At 66.9% G+C, this 23,939-nt stretch carries 18 protein-coding genes; 11 read left to right on the top strand and 7 right to left on the bottom strand.

Annotation, left to right across the window (positions count from 1 at the left end; translation table 11 throughout):
• The first annotated feature begins 15 nt into the window (after positions 1-15).
• Positions 16-984, top strand: a complete 969-nt coding sequence (locus tag AC1DK4_RS21105) for a LysR family transcriptional regulator (protein ID WP_441615880.1) — start codon at positions 16-18, stop codon at positions 982-984.
• A 213-nt stretch (positions 985-1,197) separates the two neighbouring features.
• Here the strand turns inward: AC1DK4_RS21105 and AC1DK4_RS21100 are convergent, their stop codons facing one another.
• The 3 genes from AC1DK4_RS21100 to AC1DK4_RS21090 all read right to left on the bottom strand — a co-directional run bounded on the left by AC1DK4_RS21100 (position 1,198) and on the right by AC1DK4_RS21090 (position 6,152).
• Positions 1,198-1,380, bottom strand: coding sequence for a hypothetical protein (locus tag AC1DK4_RS21100; protein ID WP_441615882.1), 183 nt, complete (start codon positions 1,378-1,380; stop codon positions 1,198-1,200).
• A 103-nt stretch (positions 1,381-1,483) separates the two neighbouring features.
• Positions 1,484-2,869, bottom strand: coding sequence for an FAD-binding oxidoreductase (locus AC1DK4_RS21095; RefSeq protein WP_441615884.1), 1,386 nt, complete (start codon positions 2,867-2,869; stop codon positions 1,484-1,486).
• 121 nt (positions 2,870-2,990) lie between these two features.
• The gene (locus tag AC1DK4_RS21090; protein WP_477131762.1) at positions 2,991-6,152 is read right to left on the bottom strand and encodes an ATP-binding protein; all 3,162 of its coding nucleotides are present in this window, start codon (positions 6,150-6,152) and stop codon (positions 2,991-2,993) included.
• A gap of 759 nt (positions 6,153-6,911) precedes the next feature.
• Here AC1DK4_RS21090 and AC1DK4_RS21085 point away from each other — a divergent pair.
• From AC1DK4_RS21085 to AC1DK4_RS21040, 10 genes are all read left to right on the top strand, one after another.
• Positions 6,912-9,581, top strand: a complete 2,670-nt coding sequence (locus AC1DK4_RS21085; protein WP_441615888.1) for a LuxR C-terminal-related transcriptional regulator — start codon at positions 6,912-6,914, stop codon at positions 9,579-9,581.
• 112 nt (positions 9,582-9,693) lie between these two features.
• Complete coding sequence (locus AC1DK4_RS21080; protein WP_441615890.1) at positions 9,694-10,833, top strand: acyl-CoA dehydrogenase family protein; 1,140 nt, start codon at positions 9,694-9,696, stop codon at positions 10,831-10,833.
• Positions 10,834-10,863: 30 nt separating this feature from the next.
• Positions 10,864-12,051 carry a lipid-transfer protein gene (locus AC1DK4_RS21075; RefSeq protein ID WP_441615892.1) on the top strand — a complete coding sequence of 396 codons (1,188 nt, stop codon included), beginning with the start codon at positions 10,864-10,866 and terminating at the stop codon, positions 12,049-12,051.
• Positions 12,052-12,080: 29 nt separating this feature from the next.
• Positions 12,081-13,061 (top strand): Bug family tripartite tricarboxylate transporter substrate binding protein, encoded by a 981-nt coding sequence (locus tag AC1DK4_RS21070; RefSeq protein WP_441615894.1) that lies wholly within the window; start codon positions 12,081-12,083, stop codon positions 13,059-13,061.
• 73 nt (positions 13,062-13,134) lie between these two features.
• On the top strand, positions 13,135-13,278 hold the full coding sequence (locus AC1DK4_RS21065) for a hypothetical protein (protein WP_441615896.1): 144 nt from the start codon (positions 13,135-13,137) through the stop codon (positions 13,276-13,278).
• 15 nt (positions 13,279-13,293) lie between these two features.
• On the top strand, positions 13,294-14,847 hold the full coding sequence (locus AC1DK4_RS21060) for an acyl-CoA synthetase (protein ID WP_441615898.1): 1,554 nt from the start codon (positions 13,294-13,296) through the stop codon (positions 14,845-14,847).
• The gene (locus AC1DK4_RS21055) at positions 14,844-15,836 is read left to right on the top strand and encodes an NAD(P)H-dependent flavin oxidoreductase (protein ID WP_441615900.1); all 993 of its coding nucleotides are present in this window, start codon (positions 14,844-14,846) and stop codon (positions 15,834-15,836) included. The genes AC1DK4_RS21060 and AC1DK4_RS21055 overlap by 4 nt, the downstream gene beginning before the upstream one ends.
• A gap of 38 nt (positions 15,837-15,874) precedes the next feature.
• Positions 15,875-16,648, top strand: a complete 774-nt coding sequence (locus AC1DK4_RS21050; RefSeq protein WP_441615901.1) for an enoyl-CoA hydratase/isomerase family protein — start codon at positions 15,875-15,877, stop codon at positions 16,646-16,648.
• Between the two features lie 5 nt (positions 16,649-16,653).
• The gene (locus tag AC1DK4_RS21045; protein WP_441616498.1) at positions 16,654-17,811 is read left to right on the top strand and encodes an acyl-CoA dehydrogenase family protein; all 1,158 of its coding nucleotides are present in this window, start codon (positions 16,654-16,656) and stop codon (positions 17,809-17,811) included.
• A 34-nt stretch (positions 17,812-17,845) separates the two neighbouring features.
• Positions 17,846-18,919: an acyl-CoA dehydrogenase family protein gene (locus AC1DK4_RS21040; RefSeq protein WP_441615903.1), complete on the top strand. Its 1,074-nt coding sequence runs from the start codon at positions 17,846-17,848 to the stop codon at positions 18,917-18,919.
• Between the two features lie 207 nt (positions 18,920-19,126).
• On the opposite strand, the gene AC1DK4_RS21035 is transcribed toward AC1DK4_RS21040, so the two are convergent.
• From AC1DK4_RS21035 to AC1DK4_RS21020, 4 genes are all read right to left on the bottom strand, one after another.
• Positions 19,127-20,008, bottom strand: coding sequence for an NmrA family NAD(P)-binding protein (locus tag AC1DK4_RS21035; RefSeq protein ID WP_441615905.1), 882 nt, complete (start codon positions 20,006-20,008; stop codon positions 19,127-19,129).
• Between the two features lie 34 nt (positions 20,009-20,042).
• Positions 20,043-20,615: a TetR/AcrR family transcriptional regulator gene (locus AC1DK4_RS21030; RefSeq protein WP_441615907.1), complete on the bottom strand. Its 573-nt coding sequence runs from the start codon at positions 20,613-20,615 to the stop codon at positions 20,043-20,045.
• Between the two features lie 370 nt (positions 20,616-20,985).
• A complete protein-coding gene (locus tag AC1DK4_RS21025; protein ID WP_441615909.1) occupies positions 20,986-22,305 on the bottom strand; it encodes an MFS transporter in 1,320 nt (439 codons plus the stop codon).
• A gap of 41 nt (positions 22,306-22,346) precedes the next feature.
• Positions 22,347-23,936, bottom strand: coding sequence for an acyl-CoA carboxylase subunit beta (locus tag AC1DK4_RS21020; RefSeq protein WP_477131761.1), 1,590 nt, complete (start codon positions 23,934-23,936; stop codon positions 22,347-22,349).
• Between the last annotated feature and the right edge of the window lie 3 nt (positions 23,937-23,939).

Below are 23,939 nucleotides of genomic sequence, written 5' to 3'. Positions count from 1 at the left end.
CCAGCCGGAGAACCCGTGCCCCAGTCCCATCGCTTGCAGAGCACTGCGCTGCGCTATTTCCTGGAAGTGGTCCGTTGCGGCTCGATCAGCGAGGCGGCGTCGCACCTGAATGTCGCGGGCTCCGCCGTCAGCCGCCAGATTGCCGGCCTGGAGGAAGCCCTGGAGGTGGTCCTGTTCGAGCGCCGGCCGCGGGGCATGGTCCTCAGCGCCGCGGGCGAGCTGCTGGCCGCGCATGCCCGCAAGGCCAGCTTCGAGGCAGAACGGGTCGTGGCCGACGTGCTGGCGTTGCAAGGACTGGGCTCCGGCCATGTCCGCATCGCCAGCTCGGAAGGCTTCGCCATCCAGTTCCTGCCGAGCGTCATCGAGGCGTTCCGCGCAAAGTATCGCGGCATCCGCTTCCAGCTCTCGGTGGATGCGCCGGCCGAAGTCACCCGCCGCGTGCGCCAGGGCGAATGCGATATTGGCATGGTCTTCAACTACAGCCGTATCGGGCAGAAGGATGTCAAGGTGGAGCATCGCCAGCCGGCCCCCGGCCTTGCCATCATGCGCGCCGACCATCCCCTGGCGAAGTCCAGGCAGGTCACMTTGTCCCAGCTGCAGGGTTATCCGATGGCCCTGCCCGACACGGATACCACCGTGCGCCAGGTGTTCGACATCGCCTGCATCCGGCAGCGCGTGACGGTCGACCCGATACTCACCAGCAACTACGTCGAGACCCTGCTGAACTTCGCGCGGCTCAACGATGCCGTCACGCTGGCGAGCGAAGTCTCGGTGCGCCTGCTGCTGGAGGAACGCGGCTTGTGCGCCATTCCCATCCGGGACCGGGCGATGAGCGAGCGCAGCATCGAAGTCCAGACCTTGCAGGGCAGGACCCACGCGGAAGTGGTGCGCGTGTTCCGGGATTTCCTGATCGCGATGCTATCGAGCCCCGGTGGCATCGGGTGCGAAGCCCTGGGTGCGTTGACAACCGGCAAAGCCGGATAAATGCGGCGAGCGCAGCGAATGATGAGAAGCCTCGGCCAGCAGGCRCCCCGTCACTTGCGCCAGCAGGAGGTCGCCGAAATTCCGGCGGTCGAAGACGCCGGACAGGATGGCGGGAGAATCGGTATTCATCGAGGCATAACCGGTGGTCGGCACGCGGTGGTCGGCACGCGGTGGTCGGCACGCCTTCTTTATTGGCCTCCCGCGGGGCCTGGCCTATCGCATCAGATAGAGGGAAAACTGCCCGCCGTTCATCGGGAAAGCCGCGGCAACATCATCCATCATCGCACTCGCGCCACCCATCGATATGCTGCCGGCACAGTCCACGCTCCTCCCGGCGTCAGTGCAGGCAGCGAGAAGCGCCAGGGCTGCGAGCCCCGCGCAAAACAGCTTGCTCATGAACATCTCCTCGCGATTCCGGCAGGCAAGGGAGCGGGAGTCGCCGGGAATCAGGGCGGCGAGTCCCACAATGCTTTCAGCAGTCGCAACCTTCGGCCCACCCTCAGGCGGGCCTGATGTTCTGGTTCACGCGGAACAGGTTTGCCGGGTCGTACTTGCGCTTGATCTCCGCCAGTCGCACATAGTTGTCGCGATAGGCCGCCTTCACGTTGTCGTTGCCTTCGTCCATCATCATGTTGATGTAGCCGCCGCCAGCCGAGTGCGGATGCAACGCCAGCCAGTAGTCCCTGGCCCACTGCACGATGCGGTCGTTGTTGGCCGGGTCGGGATCGACGCCGACGATCACGCTGGCGAAGCTCGCATCGCGGTAGCTGAACGCGGTGTCACCGGGGCCCGCGCGATGCGCCGCGCCGTTGATGGGATACAGGTGCATGGTCGAGTGCATGGACGGCAACTGGTGCCCGTACTTGATGTGCAGGTCGATGGCCTTGTCGCTGAGGTCGCTCACGAAGTCGGCTTTCCAGTACCACTGCAGGCCAGGCGGATACAGGGCGTCGAACAGGCTCTGCAAGACCGGCCATGGAATGGGCCCGGCAAAATCCACCGCCGGCGGCATGGCGTCGCGAATCGGCTTGAAGCGCGCTTCGGCCTGATCGAGCGGGCCCGTGTAGCACCACACCACGGCGCACATCTTCTGCAGGTGCACGGACTCGGGGAACGGCGGCCCGGGCGGCACCGTCACAAAGCCGAACCAGCCATTGATGTCCTGCGGCGCCGTCAGGATGAAATCGCGCCACCACTTCATCAACGCTCGCGCCTGGTCCATCGGCCACAGCATCGGGCCGCCGTAGACCGTGCCGACGGGATGGGCCTTGAACTCGAACGAGGTGACCACGCCGAAGTTGCCGCCACCGCCGCGCAGCGCCCAGAACAGGTCCGCGTTCTCGTCGCTGCTGGCGTTGACCAGTCGCCCGTCGGCCAGGACGACCTCGGCGCTGAGCAGGTTATCGATCGTCAGGCCGTAGGCGCGGCTAAGGTAGCCGATGCCCCCGCCGAGCGTCAGCCCGCCTACGCCCGTGGTCGAGATGAAGCCGCTCGGCGTCGCCAGTCCATAGGCGCTGGCGGCGTGGTCCACGTCACCCCAGGTGCAGCCGCCACCAACCCGGATGGTGTTGCGCTTCGGATCGACAAACACGCCTTTCATCGGCGAGAGGTCGACCACCAGTCCGCCATCGCATGTCCCGAGCCCCGCGCCATTGTGCGCACCGCCACGCACAGCCAGCAGCATTGCGCCGTCGCGCGCGGCGTTCACCGCCGCAATGACGTCCGCGACATCGGTGCAGCGCGCGATCAGTGCCGGACGCTTGTCGATCATGCCGTTGTACACCGCGCGTGCCTGCTCATAGGCCGCATCGCCAGGCTGAATCAGTTGCCCGCGGAAATGCGGCTTCAGCGCGGTGGCGACGGTTTCACTCAGAGCCCCTTCCATGGTTGCCTCCTGTCCGGTTGGTATGCAGGAGTTGTATCAACCTCGGCGTTTGGAGGGCGTTAGGCGCGCCGTTATATGCGCCAGTCTCCGGCGCGGCTGGCCCGGACCGGCCAGACCATGACTAACGCGCCAGTAACGCGCGCGCCCGCACGATGTCAGGCTGGTCGAAGCCTTCGGTGAACCGGGCGAGCGGCGACTCGACCACCCGGCGCGCGCCGATACCCTCCCGTGGCTCGCGCAACGCCGCCAGCGACAGCGCGGCGCGCAGCTCGAGCGGGCGCGCCCGCTGGGCGGCAGCGATCTCGACCGCCTTGATCAGCGACGATTCGGCTTCGCCCAGGTTGGCGCTGCGGTGCAACAGCAATTCGCCACGCAGGCGATAGAGCTCCGCGTCCAGCCAGTGCTCGCCAGTGTGCTGCGCATGGTCGAGTGCCTGATCCAACGCCGCAAGCGCGGCCTCAGTCTCGCCCACGTCACCCAGGCATTCCGCCAGCATGCCGAGATACAGCGGCAGCCGCAGGCGCGCGCCGGTGGCATGAAAGCCCTCGATCGCCACCTGCATGGCCGCCACGGCGTCGGCGCCGGGCGCCTGCTTTGCATTGGCCCAGGCGAGCAGCACGTCAGCCCAGGCGAGGTAGTAGCCGACGTGGTACTGAGCGGCGATCGAACGAGCCTGGCGGGCGTAGTGAAGCGTGAGCCCGTGCTCCCGGCGCAGGGCATGCTGCGTTGCAAGATAAGACAGCGCCAGCGCCTGGGAGAACGGATGTGCCAGCCGGTCTGCCACCTCCAGCGCTTCGCGCCCACGCCGCAGGGCTTGATCGGCGAGCCCGCCGAACCAGAATCCATGGGCCGACCACGCCGACGCCAGCACGCCGAAGTTGCCGCCCATCATCGACACATGCTCGGCGTGCTGGGTTTCGTCATAGGCGCCGAGCGCGCTTTGATACGCTGGCTCCGCCGCGACCCAGTCACCCTGCTGGATCAGGCTCCCCATGACGTTGGTCCATGCCATCGACGCGTAGGTACCCCACCCCGGCGTGCCCAATCCCGCGATGAGTTCCTCGCTCAGGCTCCGCGCCTGGGCAAGCTCCGCACTGACGACGAGAAAGAAGGCAAGGCTGACCTGGGCGCGCGCCTGCTGGCCGAGGTCGCCCGCCTGTTTGCTGAGCTCCACAGCACGCCGCAGCGGCGTGTCGAGCTCCGGTGCCGCCCAGCCACGGGAAATCCGGATCGGCGGCGCAAGGTCGAGTTGCAATGCCAGCGACTGCCGGGCGCGCTCCTGCGGATCGACGATCTGATCGGCTTGCGCCAGCCCGCGCTGCAACAGCGCAATCGCATCGTCATAGGCGTACACGCTCTGCGCAACGCCGGCCGCGCGCCGATAGAAAGCGGCCGAGTCGGTTGGCAGGCCGGCCTGCTCGTAATGCGCGGCAATCTGCGCGCTTGCGGCGTCGAGTTCATCGCCCGGCGCCTGTTCGAGCGCGCGTGCCACGCGCTGATGCAGGCCGCGGCGTTGTAGCGGACTGACCTCGGCGTACGCCACGTCACGGATCTTGTCGTGGCTGAAATCAAAGGCAAGGCCCCCGCTGTCCGGCTGGCGCACGATGCCTCGCTGCCAGAGTTCGTCCAGCGCTCCCGTGAGGGCATGCTCGCGCACGTCGCTCGCCTGGGCCAGCACATCGGCGGTGAACGCGCGCCCGATGATCGCCGCGACGCCGACGATATCGCGCGCGGCGGGCGACAGTTGCGCCAGCCGGTTCGAGATCACCGTGTACACCTTGGGCGGCAACTTCGCGACCGGGCCGTGCGGCGTCCCGCCAGCCGTCGCGGTATCGAACCGGGCGCGCATCATCTCGACCGTGAACAAGGGGTTGCCTTCGCTTTCCTCGAACAGGCGGGTTGCCTCCGCATCGGCCAGCGGCCGATTGATGATCTGCGCCGCGATCTTCGCCGTTTCGGCGGCATCCAGTGCGCCCAGCAGCATCTCCGTGAGCTGGTCGTCGCGCCGCAAGGCGTCAAGCAGCCGGCTCACGGCGTGCAATGGCGTGATGTCCTCATGCCGCGCCGTAGCGACAACGAGGAGCTTCGCGCTCACGTCGAAGCGCATCACTTCGAAGAAGCGCTGGCGCTGCCAGTATTCGGTGAGCGGGGAAGGCGGAGGCAGGCCGGGTTGCTGCGTCAGCAGTTCCGGCAACAGGCGCGCGACTTCGGTCAGCCATAGCCTGTCGAGTCCGCTCATCGCCTCGTGCAAGGCGGGGCTGCGCAGCCAGCCGGTGACCGGCGCGAACGCGACCTGCCCCTCGGCCGCGTACGCGCGCGAGTGCGCCGTGGTAAAGCCCTGGCCCGAAAGGTGCACGAGCAATTCCTCCGCCAGGCGCGACTTGCCGATGCCGGCCTCGCCCGAGATCAGCGCGAACTGCTTGTCGCCAAGCTGGCCGCGCTGCCACACTTCGAGAAGCCGCCGCCATTCGTCGTGGCGTCCGATCATCGATAGCATGGGGGCCCGTGGGCGTCGACGCTGGGTTGGCGCAGCCTGGGCAGCAAGACGCGCATAGGCCGCGCGCAAGGCTTCACCAGGCACGATGCCCAGCTCGCGCGCGAACGTTTCAACGCAGTTGCGATAGGCGCGCAGCGCGGATGCATGATCGTGATTCAGGGCATGCAGGCGCATCAACGCCATATAGGTGGGCTCGCGCAACGGGTCGAGCCGCTGCAACTGCTGCGAGTGCTTCAACGCCTTGGCGTAGTCGCGCCTGTCCTCGCTCAACTGGCTGAGCCGCGCGAGCGCCGCGATGCACGCTTCGCGTAACTGCTCGCGCTGCGGCGCGATCCATTCATCGTAACAACTGGCTAGCAGGTCGCCCCGATACAGTTCCGCGGCACGCACCAGGAACTCCTCCTCGGTGGCCGCGTCGTTGTTGCTTGCGGCCCGCGCCGCGGTGGCCAGGGCCGACTGAAACTGCGCAACATCGAGATCGAACGCGGAATCGGGCAACCATCGCACCATTTGCGCGTCGGCGTGGACGAAACTGGCTGCGTGCGGCCAAGACTTGCGTAGATGAAACAGGAGCTGACGCAATGCGTTGCGTGCCTGCGCCTGCGTGGAATCGGGCCAGAACAGGAAGGCGAGCTGCTGGCGCGACTGCGGCACGTCCCGATGCAAGATCAGATAGGCAAGCAGCGCCTGCAAGCGGGGAGAATTCGCGTCAGGCATCGGCGCGTCGGCGCCGTCGAGATGGAACTCGCCGAACAGGCGGACAGAGTAGCGAGTTTCAGGCGCCATGCTGGTCACCGGTGATCCAGGCGACTTCGGCGGCGTCGTGGAGGCCGGCCCACGCGTCACGGTACGCCGGGCTGCCGATGGCGGTGCGCACGCACCCGGCAAACGTGCGTAATCGCGCAGGCACGCACCGGACTTCCGCGTGGGCGATGTCGATGGACTCCGGAGGCGGAGGCGGCGCGCCATTCCGGGTAGGCGCCAGCCGTCGTGTCGTGCGTCTCAGCAGGGTCGCTCCCAAAGAATTTTTTCCCAGATGGCAGTTCTGCGTTCTTCAGTCTAGTGCGAACTACGCTCGCCGCCGAAGCTTGTCGCACCGGGACGAAAGCGATATCGGCCGATGAATTCGCGGCCTGACAGGTGCGCTAGACGCCTCAACCCCAACGCTGTGTGTGCGCCGCATCATGGGATCAGAATGGCGCGCAGCTCACGCTTCAAGATCTGCCCGCGCCGGATAGCGGCAGCGCCTCGCGGAACGCAACCGTCTTCGGACACCTGTAGCCTGTGATGTATTGCCGGCAATGTTCCCTGATCTCCCCACCCATATCGGGTTGCATGCTGCAGGAGCTTCCCCGGCCGGGGCCGACCGTTCCTATAATCACCCAGCCCCGCGCAGGGCAACACGTACCGCCGTCCGGCTTTCCCCGAGGATTTTCTGTCATGGCCCCAGCCGCATGCGTGACGGACACGCCGCCCCAGACGGCTCCCGTCCCGCCTCCCATTGCGCCAAGCAAGCTCACGCCACCGCGCAGTGCCCGCCCCCTGATGCCGCGTGCGCGTCTCACCGCGCGGCTGACCGAGGCGCGCGGCCTGCGTTGCGTGACAATCCAGGGGCCGGCGGGCAGCGCCAAGACCAGCAGCCTGGTCGCCTGGCGCCAGTCGCTTCTGTCACTGGACTACGATGTCGCATGGCTGTCGCTGACCCACGATGACGACGATGCGGTCAGCTTCTTCGATGCGTTGCTCGCCAGTCTGGCCGCGGTGGACCCAGTCCTCGTCAGCGATGCCCAGCTACTCGCGGGCCGCGACGGCACGCCAGGCGCCGCCGAGCATTGCGTGATCACGCTAGTACGCGCCATTGCCATGTACCGCCGCGAACTGGTGCTGATGCTGGACGACGCCCACGTTCTGCGCGATCCGGGCGCGCTGGCCGTACTGCGCTGGCTGCTCGACTATGCCCCGCCTCAATTGCATATCGCGCTGGCTTCACGGCTGCCGCTGCCGGAACCCGTGTCGCAGTCGCTGGCCCGACTGGAGGCGCGCGGGATGGCGGCGCGCTTCGACCTGCGTGACCTGCGCTTTTCCGGAGCCGAGTCAGCGCGATTCCTGCTTGACCAGCTTGGCGCCGTCACCCCGCAGGATGCCAGCAGGCTCCACGAGCTGACAGACGGCTGGCCCGCCGGCCTGCAACTGTTCGCGGTGGACATGCGGACGCGGCAGGGCGGCGCCTACGTACCGGTCCATGTGCGCGACGCCGAAGGCTTTGCCAGCTATTTCGAGCGCGAGGTGCTGGTGCGACTGGCCCCGGCCGACCGCCACCTGCTCACCTGCCTGGCCGCCTGCGACCGCTTCTGCGGCGCCCTTGGCGCGACGCTGCTCGACACGCCCGACACCGGGCCGGACATCGCCCGGCGTCTTGCCGGTCTCGCGCTGGACGGGCTGTTCCTGGTCCGTATCGGTGACGGCACCGGCGACGACGCGTGGTATCGCCTGCATCCCCTGCTGCGCGAAGTCCTGCATGCGCACGCCGCGGACCTGCCTGCGGAGGCGCGCGAGGCCATCCACACCGCCGCCTGGCACTGGTTTGCGGCAAAGGGACTGGTGGAAGAAGCGGTAGCCCATGCCGTTGGGGCGGGCGCCCTGGAAGCCGCGGCCGACATGGTGGAACGGCGCGCCATCGAACGGCTCAGGATTGGCGAACTGAGCCAGCTTGCCACGCTGCTGCGCCGCTTGCCGCCCGCCACCATCGCCGCCCGCTTCCGCCTGGAACTGGCGATGGCCTACCTGCACATGTACGCCGGTGAAGCGGATGCCCTGGAAGGCAGCCTGCGGCGGCTGGAAGCGTGGCCCGATCAGCCCGAGATGTCCAGGGCGCGCCGGGCCTACATGCTCGCCATCCTTCGTGGCGGCATCGCGCTTGTGCGCGATGACCCCGACGCCGTCGCCGCCCTCTTGCCCACGCTGCACCGCGTGCCCCGGGACGCCGACGATCTCACGCTCACCGGGCGCGGCAACATCCTGTCGTGGATGCACATCTATCGCGGCGAATACGGCGAGGCACGCCGGGTGATCGAGGATGGCGCTCCCTGCGGCGGCGCGCCGCGCGGCCTCCTGCTGGGCCGCTGCATGGCGGGCATGACGCACGCTGCCGAAGGCGAAGTCCTGCTGGCCGAGCGCATCCTGCGCGACGTGCTGGCCGAATCGGAGCAGCAGGGCCGCACCTACGCGGGTGTCGCATGCATGGCCGCAGCGTTGCTGGGCGAGGCGCAGTACGAGCTGAACGACTTCGACGCCGCGGCACAGATGCTCGCCGGGCGCATCGATGTGCTGGAGCGCATCTCCATTCCGGACACCGTATTGCGCGCGCTGCAGACACTGTCGTGCGCCGGGTGGCTGGCCGGACGCCGCCAGGAAGCGCTCGCCTGCCTCGATCGGCTCGAACGCTACGCGCAACGTCGCCAGACGGACCGCTTGCTGGCCACTGCCTGGTGGCTGCGCGTAAGGTTCCATCTGGAAGCCGGGAACATGCACGATGGCGCCACGGCATTGCGCGCCCTGGAGGCACTGGCAACCCGATACCGGGAGGCCACGCGCAGCACGGCGTGGGAAGTGCGTGTCTGCGCCGATCTGGCTGCCACCGCCATGCACCTGCATCAGAATGACTTCGACGCGGCGCTGGCACGTCTCACGCCGCTTCACCGCCTTTCGGAAGCCGGCGGCCGCTGGTGTCGCGTGGCAAGCCTGCACATGCTGATGGCCATCGCCGAGGCCGGACGGCTCAACACGGCGACCGCACGCACCCATGTGGTGGCCGCGCTTCGTCTCGGTCATCGCCTTGGGCTCGTTCGCAGCATGCTTGACGTCTCCCCGCGCGCTCCCGAAGCGATTGCAGACGTCGCCCACGATCCTGCGCTCGACCCCATCCTGGCCTTCTATGCGCAACGACTGCTCGACGAGGCGGAGCGAGACGTCCAGCCCGCCACGGCGCCACGGCCCGCGTTTCCCGGCACACTGGCCGCACTCACTGACCGTGAGAACGAAGTATTGGGGCTGCTCACGCAGGCCATGCCGAACAAGAAGATTGCCCGCGTGCTCAATGTTTCCCTCGACACGGTGAAGTACCACCTGCGCAATGTCTACGCCAAACTCGGCGTGACCGGCCGCGATGAAGCCGTGGCGCGGCTGCGTGAGATGCAGGCGCCTCGTCTGGGGTAAGCCGGGACGCCTTCCTACACCACGGGTGTAGGGATTCTTTTCGTCGCTCCGTCCACACTCTCTTCATCGCGGTGCCGCTCTGGTGCCGCCAACCGGATTGGGAGAGTCTGCAGTGGAGATCCAGCGCAGCGTCTATCGCGAAGACCATGAAATGTTCCGCGCCACTGCGCGCCGCTTCTTCGAACGCGAGTGTGCCCCGCGCCAGGCGGAATGGGACCAGGCCGGCCAGGCCGGCCGGGACATCTGGCTGAAGGCTGGCCGCGAAGGGCTGCTGGGCGTCACTGTCCCGACGGAATATGGCGGCGGCGGCGGTGACTTCGGCCACGCGGCGGTGCTCGCCGAGGAGTACCACCGCTCCAGCGTGTCGGGCCCGAGTTTCTCGGTTCACTCCGACATTACCGCGCCCTACATCGCCCGGCTTGGCACGGAAGAGCAAAAGCAACGCTGGCTGCCCCCCGTCTGCCGGGGCGAGAAGATCCTCGCCATCGCCATGACCGAGCCGGGCACCGGTTCCGACCTCAAGTCGATCCGCACCACGGCCGTGCGCGAAGGCGACGAATGGGTCATCAACGGCAGCAAGACCTTCATCTCCAACGGCCTGACCGCCGACTGGGTCGTCGTGGTCTGCAAGACCGATCCGGGCGCCGGCGCCAAGGGAGTGAGCCTGATCATGGTCGAGGCCGACCGCCCGGGCTTCCGCCGTGGACGCAAGCTGGAAAAGGTCGGGCAGCACGCGGCCGATACCGCCGAGCTGTTTTTCGATGACGTGCGGGTGCCGGCGAGCAACCTCCTCGGCGTGGAGAACAGCGGCTTCATCCACCTGATGGAAGAGCTGCCCCAGGAGCGCCTGATCATCGGCGTCTACAGTGCCGCCCGCCTGGAGCGTCAGCTCGAGTTGACGCTGGAGTATGTCAAGTCGCGCAAGGCCTTCAACCAGACCGTCTGGGATTTCCAGAACACCAAGTTCAAGCTGGCCGACGTCAAGGCACAGGCCATCGCCGTGCGCACGATGATCGACTACTACATCGGCCAGCACATGGCGCGCAAGCTCACGCTGCAGGAGGCAGCCATTGCCAAGCTCTTCGCCACCGAGACGCTGTGGAAGTGCCTCGACGAGATGGTGCAGTTGCACGGCGGATACGGCTACATGCTGGAATACCCCATCGCACGCTCGTTCGTCGACATGCGCGTGACGCGCATCTTCGGCGGCACCAGCGAGGTCCTGCGCGATCTCATCTCGCGCAAGCTCTGATTTCATCATTTTTCCCGAGGAACAATCACCATGAGCGAAAAAGTACTGGTTGCCGGCGTCGGCATGATTCCCTTTGCCAAGCCGGGCGCGTGCGCAAGCTACACCGAAATGGGCGCGGAGGCCGCACGCCGCGCGCTGGCCGACGCCGGCATTGCCTACAGCGACGTGCAGCAGGCGTTTGCCGGCTACGTCTACGGCGATTCCACGTGTGGCCAGACCGCCCTGTACGAGGTCGGCATGACCGGCATCCCCATCGTCAACGTCAACAACAACTGCTCGACCGGCTCGACCGCGCTGTACCTGGCACGCCAGGCAATCGCCACCGGCGACGCCGACTGCGTGCTGGCCCTCGGCTTCGAGCAGATGCAGGCCGGGGCGCTGAAATCGCACTGGGACGACCGTCCTGTCACGCGCGCCCGCTTCCAGCCCATCATGCATGGCCTGACCGCCGACATGGCCCATCTGCCGCAAGCGGTGCGCACCTTCGCCGGCGCCGGCCGCGAGCACATGCAACGCTACGGCACGAGCCTCGCGACCTTTGCCGCGGTGCGCGCCAAGGCCAGCCGCCACGCTGCCAACAATCCGCTGGCGCTGTTCCGCAAGGTGGTGACCACCGAGGACGTGCTGAACGACACCCCGCTGTTGCCCGGCGTGCTCACCCGCCTGATGGCATGCCCGCCCACCTGCGGCGGCGCGGCGGCCATCCTCGTTTCGGAGCGCTTCGCCCGCAAGCACGGCCTGCGCACCGACGTGCAGATCCTGGCGCAGGCGCTCACCACGGATCCGCTCGCCTCGTTCGACCCGCCGTCGATGCTGAACTACGTCGGCACGCATATGACCCGCTCCGCAGTCAACCGGGTCTATGAGAAGGCCGGTGTCGGCCCCGAGGATATCGATGTCTGCGAGCTGCATGACTGCTTCGCCCAGAACGAAGTCATCAGCTATGAAGCGCTCGGCTTCTGCCCGGAAGGCGGCGCGGAAAAATTCGTGCGCGACGGCGACAACACCTACGGTGGCAAGGTGGTGGTGGGTCCGTCCGGCGGGCTGCTGTCGAAGGGACACCCGCTCGGCGCAACCGGGCTGGCGCAGTGCTTCGAGCTGACGCACCAGTTGCGCGGCACGGCGGAGCAGCGCCAGGTGGAAGGCGCGCGGCTGGCCCTGCAGCACAACCTTGGACTGGGTGGCGCCTGCGTGGTCACGTTGTACGGCAAGAACTGAACGACACAAGAACGCAGGAGGAGACAAACATGAAGCGTGCACGACTCACCTGGCTGGCGGGCCTTGGGCTAACGTTCGCCATACTGCTGCCGGCACTGGCCGGCGCCGCCGACAGCTACCCTTCGCGGCCGCTGCGCTTTGTCGTTCCGCTCACGCAAGGCAGCGGTTCCGACACCGTAACCCGCTTCGTGGCGGAGCGCGCCGGCAAGTTGCTGGGGCAGCCGGCCGTGGTGGAAAACCGGCCTGGCGCCGACACCATCATCGCCACGCAGAGCGTCCTCACGGCACCGCCCGACGGCTACAGCGTGCTGATGATCTCGCCCAGCGCGATGGTCATCAACCCGCTGGTGCACGATCACCTGCCCTACGATCCCAGGCGCGACCTGCGTCCGCTCGCCGCCGCGATCCGCGCCACGTCGGTACTGGTGACGGGCCCGTCGTCGCCGTACAAGACGTTCGGCGACTTTCTGGCCGCCGCGAAGAAGGCGCCGAACTCGGTCAGCCTGGCGAACTACAGCTACCACTACCGGCTCGGCGCGCTGCAGATGCAGCAGATGTCCGGGGTCGAGTTCAACCACGTCCTCTACAAGGGCGCATCTCAGGCCCAGACCGACGTGATGGGGGGCGCCGTGGACGCGGCGCTGCTCGATCTCGGCGGCGCGCTGCCGCTCATCCGTGCCGGCAAGCTGCGCCCACTGGCTGTCACGACCCGCGCACGCCATCCCGAACTGCCCGATGTCCCGACGGTCGCCGAAAGTGGTCTGCCCGGCTACGAGCTGACGGTCTGGGTGGGCTTCGCGGTCAGCGCGAAAACGCCGGAGCCGGTCGTCGCCAGGCTGGAGGACGCATTGCTCAAGGCCATCGGCTCCGCCGAGTTCAAGAGCTTCGCCGCACAGACGCTGTACGCCGGCGTACTCGGCATGCCCGGGAAGGAAATGAGCCGGATGATCGATGCGGAGCGCGGGCGCTACGCATCGATCGTCAAGACCTACGACGTCAGCGCGCGCTAGTCACCGGCGCGGTCCTTCGCGGCGCCCCGCGAAGGACCATCGAGCATCCATCGGAATACTCAGAGAAGCAACCATGCAACAACAGATCTGCAAAAACCGCGTCGTCGTCACTGGCGCCGCCAGTGCGCCTGCGCAGGAAGTGGTCGCCGAGATTCCGGCACTGGTGCGCCAGGCCGCCGCCAACGCCGATGTTTCCGGCGAGATTCCGCAACGCTGATCGCGAGCCCAAGCCATGACGAAAACCCCGAAATACCTCGGCGACCACGCCGCGCAGACGCCCGACAAGCCCGCCGTCATCAACGGCACCACGGGAGATTTGCTCACATACCAAGAACTTGACGAACGCTCCAACCGCTTCGCCCAGTACCTCTACGCGCTTGGCCTGCGCCGTGGCGACCACCTTGCCATGGTGCTGGAGAACAATATCCGCTGCTTCGAGGTGTGCTGGGCCGCGTTGCGCTCCGGGCTGCTGATCACGCCGGTCAACCGCTACCTGACCGCCCCGGAGGCCGCCTATATCATCGAAGACAGCAATGCCCAGGTCGTCGTGACCTCTTGGGCCATGCGCGACCTGGCCACGGCCCTGCGCGACATCATGCCGACCTGCCGCAAGCGGCTGATGATCGATGGCACGATTCCTGGCTGGGACAGCTACGAAGCAGAAGTTGCTGCCTGCCCCGCCGAGCGCCTGGCCGACGAATGGCTCGGCGCCACGATGGTCTACAGCTCCGGCACAACGGGACGCCCGAAGGGTATCCTCCGCGCCCAGGCCGAAGGCAAGGTCACCGAGGGCTCCGGCTCCGCGCGCCGCCCGCAATTCGACCGCTACGGCTTCGACGCCAATACCGTGTACTTGTCCCCGGCGCCGCTGTACCACACGGCACCACTGGGCTACGGGCTGGAAACGCAGTTCGGCGGCGGTACCGTCATTTTCATGGAGAAGTTCGACGCCGAAGACGCGCTGCGCATGATCGAACGCCATCGAGTCACCCATAGCCAGTGGGTGCCGACCATGTTCATCCGCATGCTCAAGCTCGATGGCGCGGCGCGCGGCGCGTACGACCTGTCAAGCCATCGCGTGGCCATTCATGCGGCCGCTCCATGCCCGCAGGAAACCAAGCGCGACATGATCGCCTGGTGGGGACCGATCCTGTACGAGTACTACGCCGCCACCGAAGGCAACGGGTCGACCAGCCTCGACACGCAGGAATGGCTGGCCCACCCCGGATCAGTCGGCACGGCCCTGCTCGGCCGCATCCGCATCTGCGACGATGACGGCAACGAGTTGCCTGCCGGCAAGACCGGGACGGTGTACTTCGAGCGCGACACGCTGCCGTTCCACTACCACAACGATCCGGAAAAGACACGCGCCGCGCAGCACCCACGCCATCCGAGCTGGACCGCGGTGGGCGACGTGGGGCATGTCGATGCCGACGGCTATCTGTACCTGACCGACCGCAAGGCGTTCATGATCATTTCGGGCGGGGTCAACATCTATCCGCAGGCGATCGAGGATGCGCTGGTGATCCATCCCAGTGTGGGCGACGCCGCCGTCATCGGGGTGCCGAATCCGGAGATGGGCGAGGAGGTCAAGGCCATCGTGGAGCCGGCGGCAGGCGTCAGCCCGACCCCGGAACTGGCGGAGGAACTGCTCGCCTACCTGCGCACGAAGGTGGCGAAGTACATGGTCCCGCGCTCGCTCGACTTTATCGACGCGATGCCACGTCTGCCGACCGGCAAGCTCTACAAGACCTCGCTGCGCGAACGCTACTGGAAGCCGTCATGACGGCCGCGCGGTTCCGCACGCGCCTGACCGACCTGTTCGGCATCCGTCACCCGCTCCTGCTCGGCGGCATGCACCATCTCGGCGAATCCGGCGTGGTGGCGGCTGTCGTCAACGCCGGGGCGATGGGCTTCATCACGGCGCGCTCGTTCGCCACGCCTGACGCGCTGCGCCAGGACCTGCGCCGTTGCCGTGAACTGACCGGCGGCAAGCCGTTTGGCGTCAACCTGACGCTGGCGCGCCGCGCCGGCCACAACGCTGCCGTGCAGGACTGGGTCCGCATCGCGCTCGAAGAAGGCGTGCGGCATTTCGAAAGCGCCGGCAATTCGCCGGCGGAGCTGGTCGGCCCGATCCAGCGCGGCGGCGGCGTGCTGATCCACAAATGCCCGAGCGTGCGCCATGCGCTGTCGGCAGAGCGGCTGGGCGTGGATGCGGTGGCGCTGGTCGGACTGGAAGAAGGCGGCCATCCCGGCGCCAACAAGCTATCGGCGTTCGTCAACGGCGCCTTTGCGCTGGAACGCGTGCGCGTGCCGCTGGCGATCGGCGGCGGCATTGGCAGCGGCCGCCAGATTGCCGCTGCGCTTGCGATGGGCGCCGACGCCGTGGTGCTCGGCAGCCGCTTCATGGTGGCCGACGAGATCATCGCGCATCGGGCGCTAAAGGAACGCATCGCGGCGTCCGACGAACATTGCTCGGTCGCCATCCTCGATACGCTCGGCGACACCTGGCGCGTACTGGCGAACGACACCGCCCGCGCGGTGCAGCAACTCGAAGCGCAGGGTGCGCGCTCGCATGCCGAGTTCGGCGACCTGATTCTCTCGGCCCGCACGCGCGAGCGCGTGTACGAAGGCGGCGATGTCGAAGCGGGCATCGTGTCACTCGGACCGGCCGGCGGATTCGCCGATCGCATCGAGCCGGCCGGTGCCATCGTCGCACGGCTGATGGCCGACGCGCGGCAAGCCACCGCGCGCCTCGGTGCCACCATGTCGTGATGGCACTTTGTACAAAAGAAGCGATACAGGAGACCTCCATGCAATCTCATCAAGACTCCCGGGACATCGCCGTGCGCCATGACGGCCACGTGGCGATCGTCGAGCTGGTACGTCCCCCACACAACTATTTCGACGAGGCGTTGATCCATGACCTCGTTGCGATCTTCGAACGCCTCGACGACGATGCGTCGTGCCGCGCCATCGTGCTCGCCGCGCAAGGCAAGGCCTTCTGCGCCGGCGCCGATTTCTCGGGCGGCCCCACCGATCCGCAGATGCCGCGCCGGATCTACAAGCACGCCGTGCGCCTGTTTCGCACGCGCAAGCCGATCATCGCCGCGGTACATGGCCCGGCCATCGGCGGCGGCGTCGGACTCGCACTGGTGGCCGATTTCCGTGTGACCAGCGACGCCGCGCGCTTCGCGGTCAACTTCAACCGGCTCGGCATTCATCCGGGCTTCGGGCTGTCGGTCACGCTGCCTCGCCTGATCGGCATGCAGCAGGCTACGAAGCTGTTGTTCACCGGACGCCGGATCACCGGCCGCGAGGCGGTCGAGATCGGTCTGGCCGACGTGCTGGCGCCGGACGACGCCGTGCTCGAGCACGCCGTGATGCTCGCGCAGGAAATCGCGGCATCGGCGCCGCTGGCCGTGGTGTCGACCCGCGCCACGCTGCGCCAGGGCCTGGCCGACGCCGTGTCTGCCGCCGTGGACCGCGAGGCGTCGGAACAGGAATGGCAGGTGCAGACTGCCGATTTCGCCGAAGGCGTGGCCGCCACGGCCGCGCGCCGTGCCGCCGTATTCACGGGGAAATAGTGATGCTGAACCAGTTGCTGCAAACCTTCCGCCTCGCCGAGCTTCCGCCCGAGGCCGAGGCCTTCCGCGCCGAAGTCAGGCAATTCCTCGCAGATCACCAGCCGGCGGCGTCCGCCGAGCGCCGCGCGCGCTCGTGGATGGGCTTCGACGCCGATTTCAGCCGTCGCCTCGCCGCGCGCGGCTGGGTCGGGCTGACGCTGCCGCCCGCCTATGGCGGCGCGGGGATCGATGCGTTCCGCCGCTTCGTGCTCGTTGAGGAACTGCTGAGCGCGGGCGCACCCGTCGCCGCGCACTGGATCGCCGACCGCCAGAGCGGTCCGCAGATCCTGCGCTATGGCAGCGAAGCGCAGCGGCAGTTCTACCTGCCGCGCCTGTGCCGTGGCGAGGCATTCTTCTGCATCGGCATGAGCGAGCCCAATTCCGGCTCCGACCTCGCCAGCGTACGCAGCCGCGCCACGCCGACCGGGACGGGTTGGCGGCTGAACGGGCAGAAGATCTGGACGACCAATGCCCATCACTGCCAGTACATGATCGCACTGGTGCGCACGTCGGGCGCGCCGGAGGACAAACAGAAAGGGCTGTCCCAACTCATCGTCGATCTGTCGCTGCCGGGCGTCACGATCCGCCCGATCCACGACCTCACAGGCGACGCGCATTTCTGCGAAGTCGTCTTCGACAACGTCGAGCTTGCCGCCGACACGCTGATCGGCGAAGAAGGCAGCGGCTGGGAGCAGGTCAATGCCGAACTTGCTTTCGAGCGCAGCGGGCCGGAGCGCATCTACTCGAGCATCGTGCTGCTCGACCTGTGGGCGAACCACCTGCGCCGCCATGGCGCCACGCGCGAAGAGGCTGCCGCGCTCGGTCGATTCGTCACGCATATCGCCACGCTGCGCAATATGTCGGTCGCCGTGACGGCCAAGCTCGCACGCCACGAAAGCCCGGTGGTCGAAGCCGCGCTCGTGAAAGACCTCGGCACGGAGATCGAACAGGCCATTCCGGCCTATATCGAATCCGCGATGGCCGCCGACCCGGACTCGCCGCCCGACCCCGAGTTGTACCGCACGGTCGCATACCTGAGCCAGATTTCGCCGACCTTCTCGCTGCGCGGCGGCACGCGCGAAATCCTGCGCGGCATGATCGCGCGCGCGCTAGGCCTGCGCTGAGACGCCCCCGCAGGCCATATACGGGAGACCACCCATGTTCACAGAAGCCATTGAAGCCATCCTGCAGGACCAATTCACGCCGGCTGCCATTCGCGCGATCGAAGCCGGGGCCGATCCCGCGCCTGCGTGGAACGCGCTCGCCGACGCCGGATTTCTCGAACTGCTAGCCGCCGAAGACGCCGGCGGTGCGGGACTGTCGCTGTCCGACCTCTTTTCGATTTTCACCACCATCGGCAGCCACGCCGTGCCGGTGCCGCTCGCGCAAAGCATCGCCGCCCGCGCGCTGCTCGCACGCACCGATACCGCCGCGCCGGGCGGCATGATCACGCTGGCCCAGTCGTGCCGCCGCGAGGCCAACGGCGCGCTCGTGTGCGCATACACGCCGTTCGGTGCGGTCGCCGACTTCACCCTGGCCGGCACGGCTGACGGTTTGCATCTGCTCGACTGCCGCGGGGCCGAGCGCATCGGCACAGGCGTGCGCGGCAGCCAGCGCGCGACATTGCGCTGGCTGCCCGGCGATGTCGCCACGCCTCTGCCCGGTGCGACCTCCGCCGACGTCCAGGCATGGGGCGCCGCACTCCACGCCGCGCTGATCGCGGGGGCCGCCGCGCGCGTCGGCGCGATGACGCTCCAGTACTGCCAGGACCGCTCGCAGTTCGGCAAGTCGATTGGCAAGTACCAGGCGATCCAGCATCAACTGGCGGTCATGACCGAGCACATCGCCGCCGCCACGGTGGCCGCCGAGCTCGCCTTCGGCACCAACGGCACGCAGCCGCAGCGACTGACGGCGGCGATTGCGAAGGCACGCAGCAGCGAGGCGGCGCAACTGGTAGCCGCGAGCGCGCATGGTCTGCATGGGGCGATCGGGGTGACGCAGGAGTATGACCTGCAATTGCTGACGCGGCGGTTGCACGAATGGCGGGCCGCGCACGGATCGGAGGCGTGTTGGTCTGTCCAGGTCGGGGAAGCCCTCCTGGCCAGTGAAGCAGGCACCGTGGAGTTTGTGAGAAAAGCCACGCTATTGGAGGAGCAAGGCGGGAGGCGGGAGGTGGTAAGCGAAGCACTGCTGAAACTGCGCTTCGGCGCGTATGTCCCTTGTCGCGGCTAGCGTGGGCGTATCAGTTCCGAATCGGGCGCAATCAAGCCACCGATAGTGACAGGGATGCTCACTTCTTTCTCCTGATCGGTTCAAGGCCAATGCCGGATGTACCGTTCGAATTGGATTTCGTGCTACCACCGCCTTTCATGAACCTGCGCCCCCGCCCGTCCGCCCACACGATCATTGGACTGTGTGGGCGGCAGGTTCCTGGCGAAATTACGCCTGGAACACCTGGCGATTGGCCTGTACAAACGCAGCCACGGTCTGCGGCGCCTTGCCCGTGATTTCTTCGATAACGCCATCCGTACCGGAGAAGATTCCGTTCTGATAGTCGATGGCGGTTTCAAGGAAATGCTGGATCACGAACTCAGGCAGCTTGTACTTCTCCAGATGTTCGCGATATTGCTCGAGGGTCGATGGCACATAGGTGATCTCGCGTCCCAGCACCTTGCTGATCTCGCTGGCGATCTCCTGCTGATTCAGCTCGACGGGGCCGAATAGAGAGTAAGTCTTGCCAATATGGCCTGCGGGTTCCGCGAGAATGTTGGCGATCAGACGCGCCTGGTCCTCGGCTGCGATCGGCGCATGACGCCCTTCCCCGTAGGGCAGCGTGATCTTGCCTTCCTGCACCAAAGGATCGAGCACCCACGGAAATGTCAGCCATTCGGAGAAGTACGTCGGGCGAATATGGACTGCCGGAACGTCGGACCAGTCGAGAACGCGCTCGGCAATCCAGTGATCGCGCGCGGCATGGCTCCTGGAATCTTCCCGCGCCGAGATTTGCGACATCTCGACCACGACCTCGACGCCGGCACGCCGTGCGGCATCAGCGAAGTACGAGGTGGCCTGGATGTAGCCGGGACGAACCGGATAGCACAGGTACGCGCCGTCCACTCCGTCCATGGCGCGAATCACGTCGTCGTGCTCGAGGAGGTCGCCGACGAAAATCTCTGCCCCTTCTTCGCGCAGGGCTGCGCTCCGCTCATCCTCCTGGTGTACGAAGGCGCGAACCGCGTGCCCCGCCTTCAGCAGGAACCGGACGGTGTAGACGCCGGTCTTGCCCGTGGCGCCCGTGATGAGGAATTTGCGCTGTTCCATTAATTACTCCAATCTGTGAATGTGTCCGACAGGTTTACATCGCCCCGAGGTGTTGCTTCACATCCTCCAGAATCGCCGTTGAAGCGTCGGCATCTTCAACGACTCTTGACATCGTGACGGCCCCGATCATGGCTGCCAGCGCGAACACGGCAGACGACCTGGCTTCCTGCGGCGGCTTGTCCGCCAGTTGCTTCGCCAGTACGTCGACCAGATCATCAAAACCTTGCGCGGCGGCCGCGCGCGTTTGTTTATCGGCCCTGGCGAGTTCGCTTCCCATTGCCGCCAGAGGGCATCCGCCGGTCGGTGTGTCGCGGTGGGCCTGAGACACGTAGGCTTCCACCATGGCGGCGAAACCGCTGGCAGCCTGACTGTCGCGAGCGACCGTTGTCAGCCCCTCGATCACTTCAGTCATGGCCTGAGAACACGCTTCTGCAACCAACTGGTCCTTCGAGTCGAAATGCCGATAGAAGCCGCCCTGCGTAAGGTTCAACGGAGACATCACGTCGCTCAGCCCCGTCGCCTGGATGCCGTTCAGCCGGAATTCCCGCGCGGCAACCTCGACAATGCGTCGACGGGTTTCCGCCGTCTCGACCTTCGTCTTCCTCATCTCGCCGCTCCTGTTGTGTGTGGTCGCTAACAATCTTAAATAGATTGTAGGTACCATCTAAATGGAAGTCAAGAAGAGAAGCTTGCGCGAAGCGAGTGCGGATTAGTAGACCTGAAGCCAGGGGCCGTGGCGCCCTGGGCAGAGGCCTTGAGACCGTTGATCACGGCGGGTCGCATCGAGACGGTCTCAAACCAACGCGTAAGGGCAGATGATTTGCCCACACCCGACGCTCCCCCAATGCAGGCGTTTCCAGAACGCCCGGCACGGGACGGCGGTCAGACAGAAAGGCGACAAGCGAGCCAAAGAGCGGCACACCTCCCGCCCCTGTCTTCTGTTCTAACTGTGTGGGYCGAACGATCACGAAATACGGTCAGGCTGGCTCTTGCGTCCCGCTTGTGCGATGGCGCGCGGCATCTGCCTCGTAGGTGCGCGAGGCCAGGACGAAGAAGACCGCCGCCGCCAGCGCAAACACGGGCGCCAGCGTCAGTGCCGGCTTCAGGCCGAGAACGTCCGAGAACGCGCCGACGAGCAGGGGGCCCGGCGCGAGGCCAATCAGGTTGTTGGCCAGGGAGATGATCGCCGTCACCGTCGCGCGCACGCCGGGATGGGTGACATCGCAAACGATGGCCCCGGAACAGCCTCCGTGCGCGGCGGCGAACAATGCGCCAAGGAAGATCAGGCCCAGGGCCAGCGGACCGGGCGGCAGCGCGAATGCGGTAATCAGTACCAGAGCCGACAGCACCGCATAGGCGGCGGGCACCAGCGCCCGGCGTCGCGGATGCCTGGCGCTAAGCCGGTCCGCCAGACCGCCGCCAAAGATCATGCCGATGCCGGAAGCCAGCACGGCCACGCCGGCCATCAGCCCTGCCTGCTTCACGTCCATGCCCTGGTAGCGGCCGAGGTATGTCGGCAGCCATGCAATGAGGATCGCCGGTATTGCCATCTGCAATCCGCTCGCGACGTAGGTGAGATTGCCCGAGCGCGCGGCAAACACTTCGCGCGCGATCTGGCCGAGGCGCAGCCGGGCCGGCGCGGCATCCCCCTGCCCCTCGGCGCTCAACGCGGCGGTCTTGTAGTCGCGCACGACGAAGGGATAGATCAGGGCCAGCAGCAGGCCCGGCGCCCCCACGGCAAAGAAGGCCATGCGCCACCCCGCCTGGGCCGCCACGGCGCCCCCGACGACCACGCCGAGTACGGACCCGAACAAGCCGGCCGACAGGAATGCGCCCAGCACCGCGGCGCGCTGCCTGGCGGGAAACACATGGGCCAGCAACGCGGCCCCCGCTGCACCGTAAGCCGCCTCGCCGAGGCCGACGAACATCCGCGCCAGCAGCAACTGGCCATAGCTCTGCGCCAGGCCGCAGGCGATAGTCGCCAGGCACCACACGAAGGCCATCAGCGTGATGCTCTTGACTCGTCCCCAGCGGTCCGAGACCAGTGAAATCGGCACGCACAGCACGCCGACGGCAAGCGAGACCACGCTCACCAGCATCCCGAGTTGCGAGTCGGAGAGCGCCCATTCGGCTTTCAAGGCGGGAAATACCGCGCCGATGAGCTGGCGCGACAGATAGTCGGACAGCATCAGGCCAAAGGTGAGCGCGAACACGACCCACGCATGGGCACGCGACAGCCCGGCGGGCGCGTTCAGGGGGGTGTTGGCCGTTACGGCCGACAGGGTAGTGGTTTTCACGTCTGGCATCCCTTGGGTTAAGCCTACTGGTCGAAGTGCATTCAGATGTACGTCGGCCACGCGCGCATCTCGTGCTGGCCGATGCCGCCGTTACCTTCGCGGCGATGGGTGGCCAATGCTTCGATCAGCCAGGCGCGGGTCTGCTGCGGGGGAATCACGGCCTGTACGCCGAAGGCGCCGGCCAGTGCGTAGGCCGAGGTATCGCGCGCCAGTTCGGCCTTCAGTCGGTCAAAGCGCGCCGGGTCGTCCTCGCGCTTGATGCCGTGGAGCACGCTGACGCCGATCTGCGGGTCCATGAAGCTGGTGTCGGCGCTGGTCCAGGCCGCCACCTCGTCGCTGTTGCGGCCGCCGCCCATGTTGATGTAGGCCTGGCCGTAGCTCTTGCGCAGGATGACTGACAGCTTAGGCACGCTGCACAGTTGCACGGCGTGAATCATGTTCATGATATGCGCGGGTGCAGCCTTGCGCTCGCCCTCGATGCCGACCAGGAAGCCCGGCGTGTCGACCAGGAAGAGGATCGGTATGTTGAACGAATCGCACATCACCAGGAACGACGTGACCTTGCGGCAAGCCTCGKGGTCCATCGCGCCGCCCTTGAACATCGGATTCGAGGCGACGATGCCCACGCTCTCRCCATTCAGCCGCGCCAGGCCGGTCACCGCGGCACGACCGAAGCGATCCTTCAGGTTGAAGAAGCTGCCTTCGTCGACGATGCCGGCGATGACCTTGCGCATATCGTAGGTCTTGCTGCGCGCCGACGGCACGAGTTCGAGGAGCCTGTCCGCGTCGGGCGCGGTCGCCTTGGCAGCCGGGAGGCTCGGCGGGCGGACGCCGGCGTGCGACGGCAGGTAGCCGAGGAAGCGGCGGATTGCCGCCAGCGCTTCCTCGTCGCTGTCGACGATCACGTCCACCAGCCCGGTCTGCTCGGCATGCAGCTTCCAGCCGCCGAGTTCCCCGGGATCGACCGCTTCGCCGATGGCCAGCGACGTGACCCGCGCGCTCGACACCGCGAGGAACGCGCCCTTGCGCATGACCACGAAATCGGAAAGGCAGGTGTACCAGGTCGACGAGCCCAGGCAAGGCCCGAGCACCGCGCTCACCCAAGGAATTTCACGCCGGCGGCAGTACTGCTGCGGGTCCTGGCCGGCACCGGCCATCGCTTCCGCGCCCAGGCTGTCAGGCACACGCGAGCCGCTCGACTCGCCCAGGAAGATCAGCGGCATGCCGCTGCGCGTGGCCGTCTCCTTCAGGCGGGCGATCTTGCGCATGTTGACCGCCGAGGACGACGCGCCCATGACGGTCATGTCGTTCGACACCACCGCCACTCGCCGTCCGTCGACGCGCCCCGTGCCGGTGATCTTGGCGTCGGCCGGCGATGTGCCGCGGTCGGCGGGAAGCACCGAGACCGCCAGCATGCCAGTCTCGCTGAACGAGCCGTCGTCCAACAGTTGCGCGATGCGCTCGCGCGCGTTCAGATGGCCGCTGGCCCGGCGCCGGGCGAGCTTGGCTTCGCCTCCCATCGCCAGGGCCTCACGGATACGGGCGTCGAGCCGGGCGCGTTGTGCCTCGTAGCTGCCAGGGCCCGCTGCGGTATCCGTCACCGGGTCGGGAAGTTCGAGCGTGGTGTCCATGCC

The sequence above is a fragment of the Cupriavidus sp. 05N38 genome, assembly GCF_056397345.1.
The sequence above is the reverse complement of the archived record's forward strand: the minus strand, read 5'-3'. Positions and strand labels throughout refer to the sequence as shown.

Excerpts from the sequence above, each read along its gene's own strand:
- AC1DK4_RS21075 (WP_441615892.1), top strand. The coding sequence starts at position 10,864 with ATGAGCGAAAAAGTACTGGTTGCCGGCGTCGGCATGATTCCCTTTGCC.
- AC1DK4_RS21035 (WP_441615905.1), bottom strand. The coding sequence starts at position 20,008 with ATGGAACAGCGCAAATTCCTCATCACGGGCGCCACGGGCAAGACCGGC.
- AC1DK4_RS21090 (WP_477131762.1), bottom strand. The coding sequence starts at position 6,152 with ATGGCGCCTGAAACTCGCTACTCTGTCCGCCTGTTCGGCGAGTTCCAT.
- AC1DK4_RS21065 (WP_441615896.1), top strand. The coding sequence starts at position 13,135 with ATGCAACAACAGATCTGCAAAAACCGCGTCGTCGTCACTGGCGCCGCC.
- AC1DK4_RS21030 (WP_441615907.1), bottom strand. The coding sequence starts at position 20,615 with ATGAGGAAGACGAAGGTCGAGACGGCGGAAACCCGTCGACGCATTGTC.
- AC1DK4_RS21095 (WP_441615884.1), bottom strand. The coding sequence starts at position 2,869 with ATGGAAGGGGCTCTGAGTGAAACCGTCGCCACCGCGCTGAAGCCGCAT.
- AC1DK4_RS21050 (WP_441615901.1), top strand. The coding sequence starts at position 15,875 with ATGCAATCTCATCAAGACTCCCGGGACATCGCCGTGCGCCATGACGGC.
- AC1DK4_RS21085 (WP_441615888.1), top strand. The coding sequence starts at position 6,912 with ATGCCGCGTGCGCGTCTCACCGCGCGGCTGACCGAGGCGCGCGGCCTG.
- AC1DK4_RS21060 (WP_441615898.1), top strand. The coding sequence starts at position 13,294 with ATGACGAAAACCCCGAAATACCTCGGCGACCACGCCGCGCAGACGCCC.
- AC1DK4_RS21040 (WP_441615903.1), top strand. The coding sequence starts at position 17,846 with ATGTTCACAGAAGCCATTGAAGCCATCCTGCAGGACCAATTCACGCCG.
- AC1DK4_RS21055 (WP_441615900.1), top strand. The coding sequence starts at position 14,844 with ATGACGGCCGCGCGGTTCCGCACGCGCCTGACCGACCTGTTCGGCATC.
- AC1DK4_RS21070 (WP_441615894.1), top strand. The coding sequence starts at position 12,081 with ATGAAGCGTGCACGACTCACCTGGCTGGCGGGCCTTGGGCTAACGTTC.
- AC1DK4_RS21100 (WP_441615882.1), bottom strand. The coding sequence starts at position 1,380 with ATGAGCAAGCTGTTTTGCGCGGGGCTCGCAGCCCTGGCGCTTCTCGCT.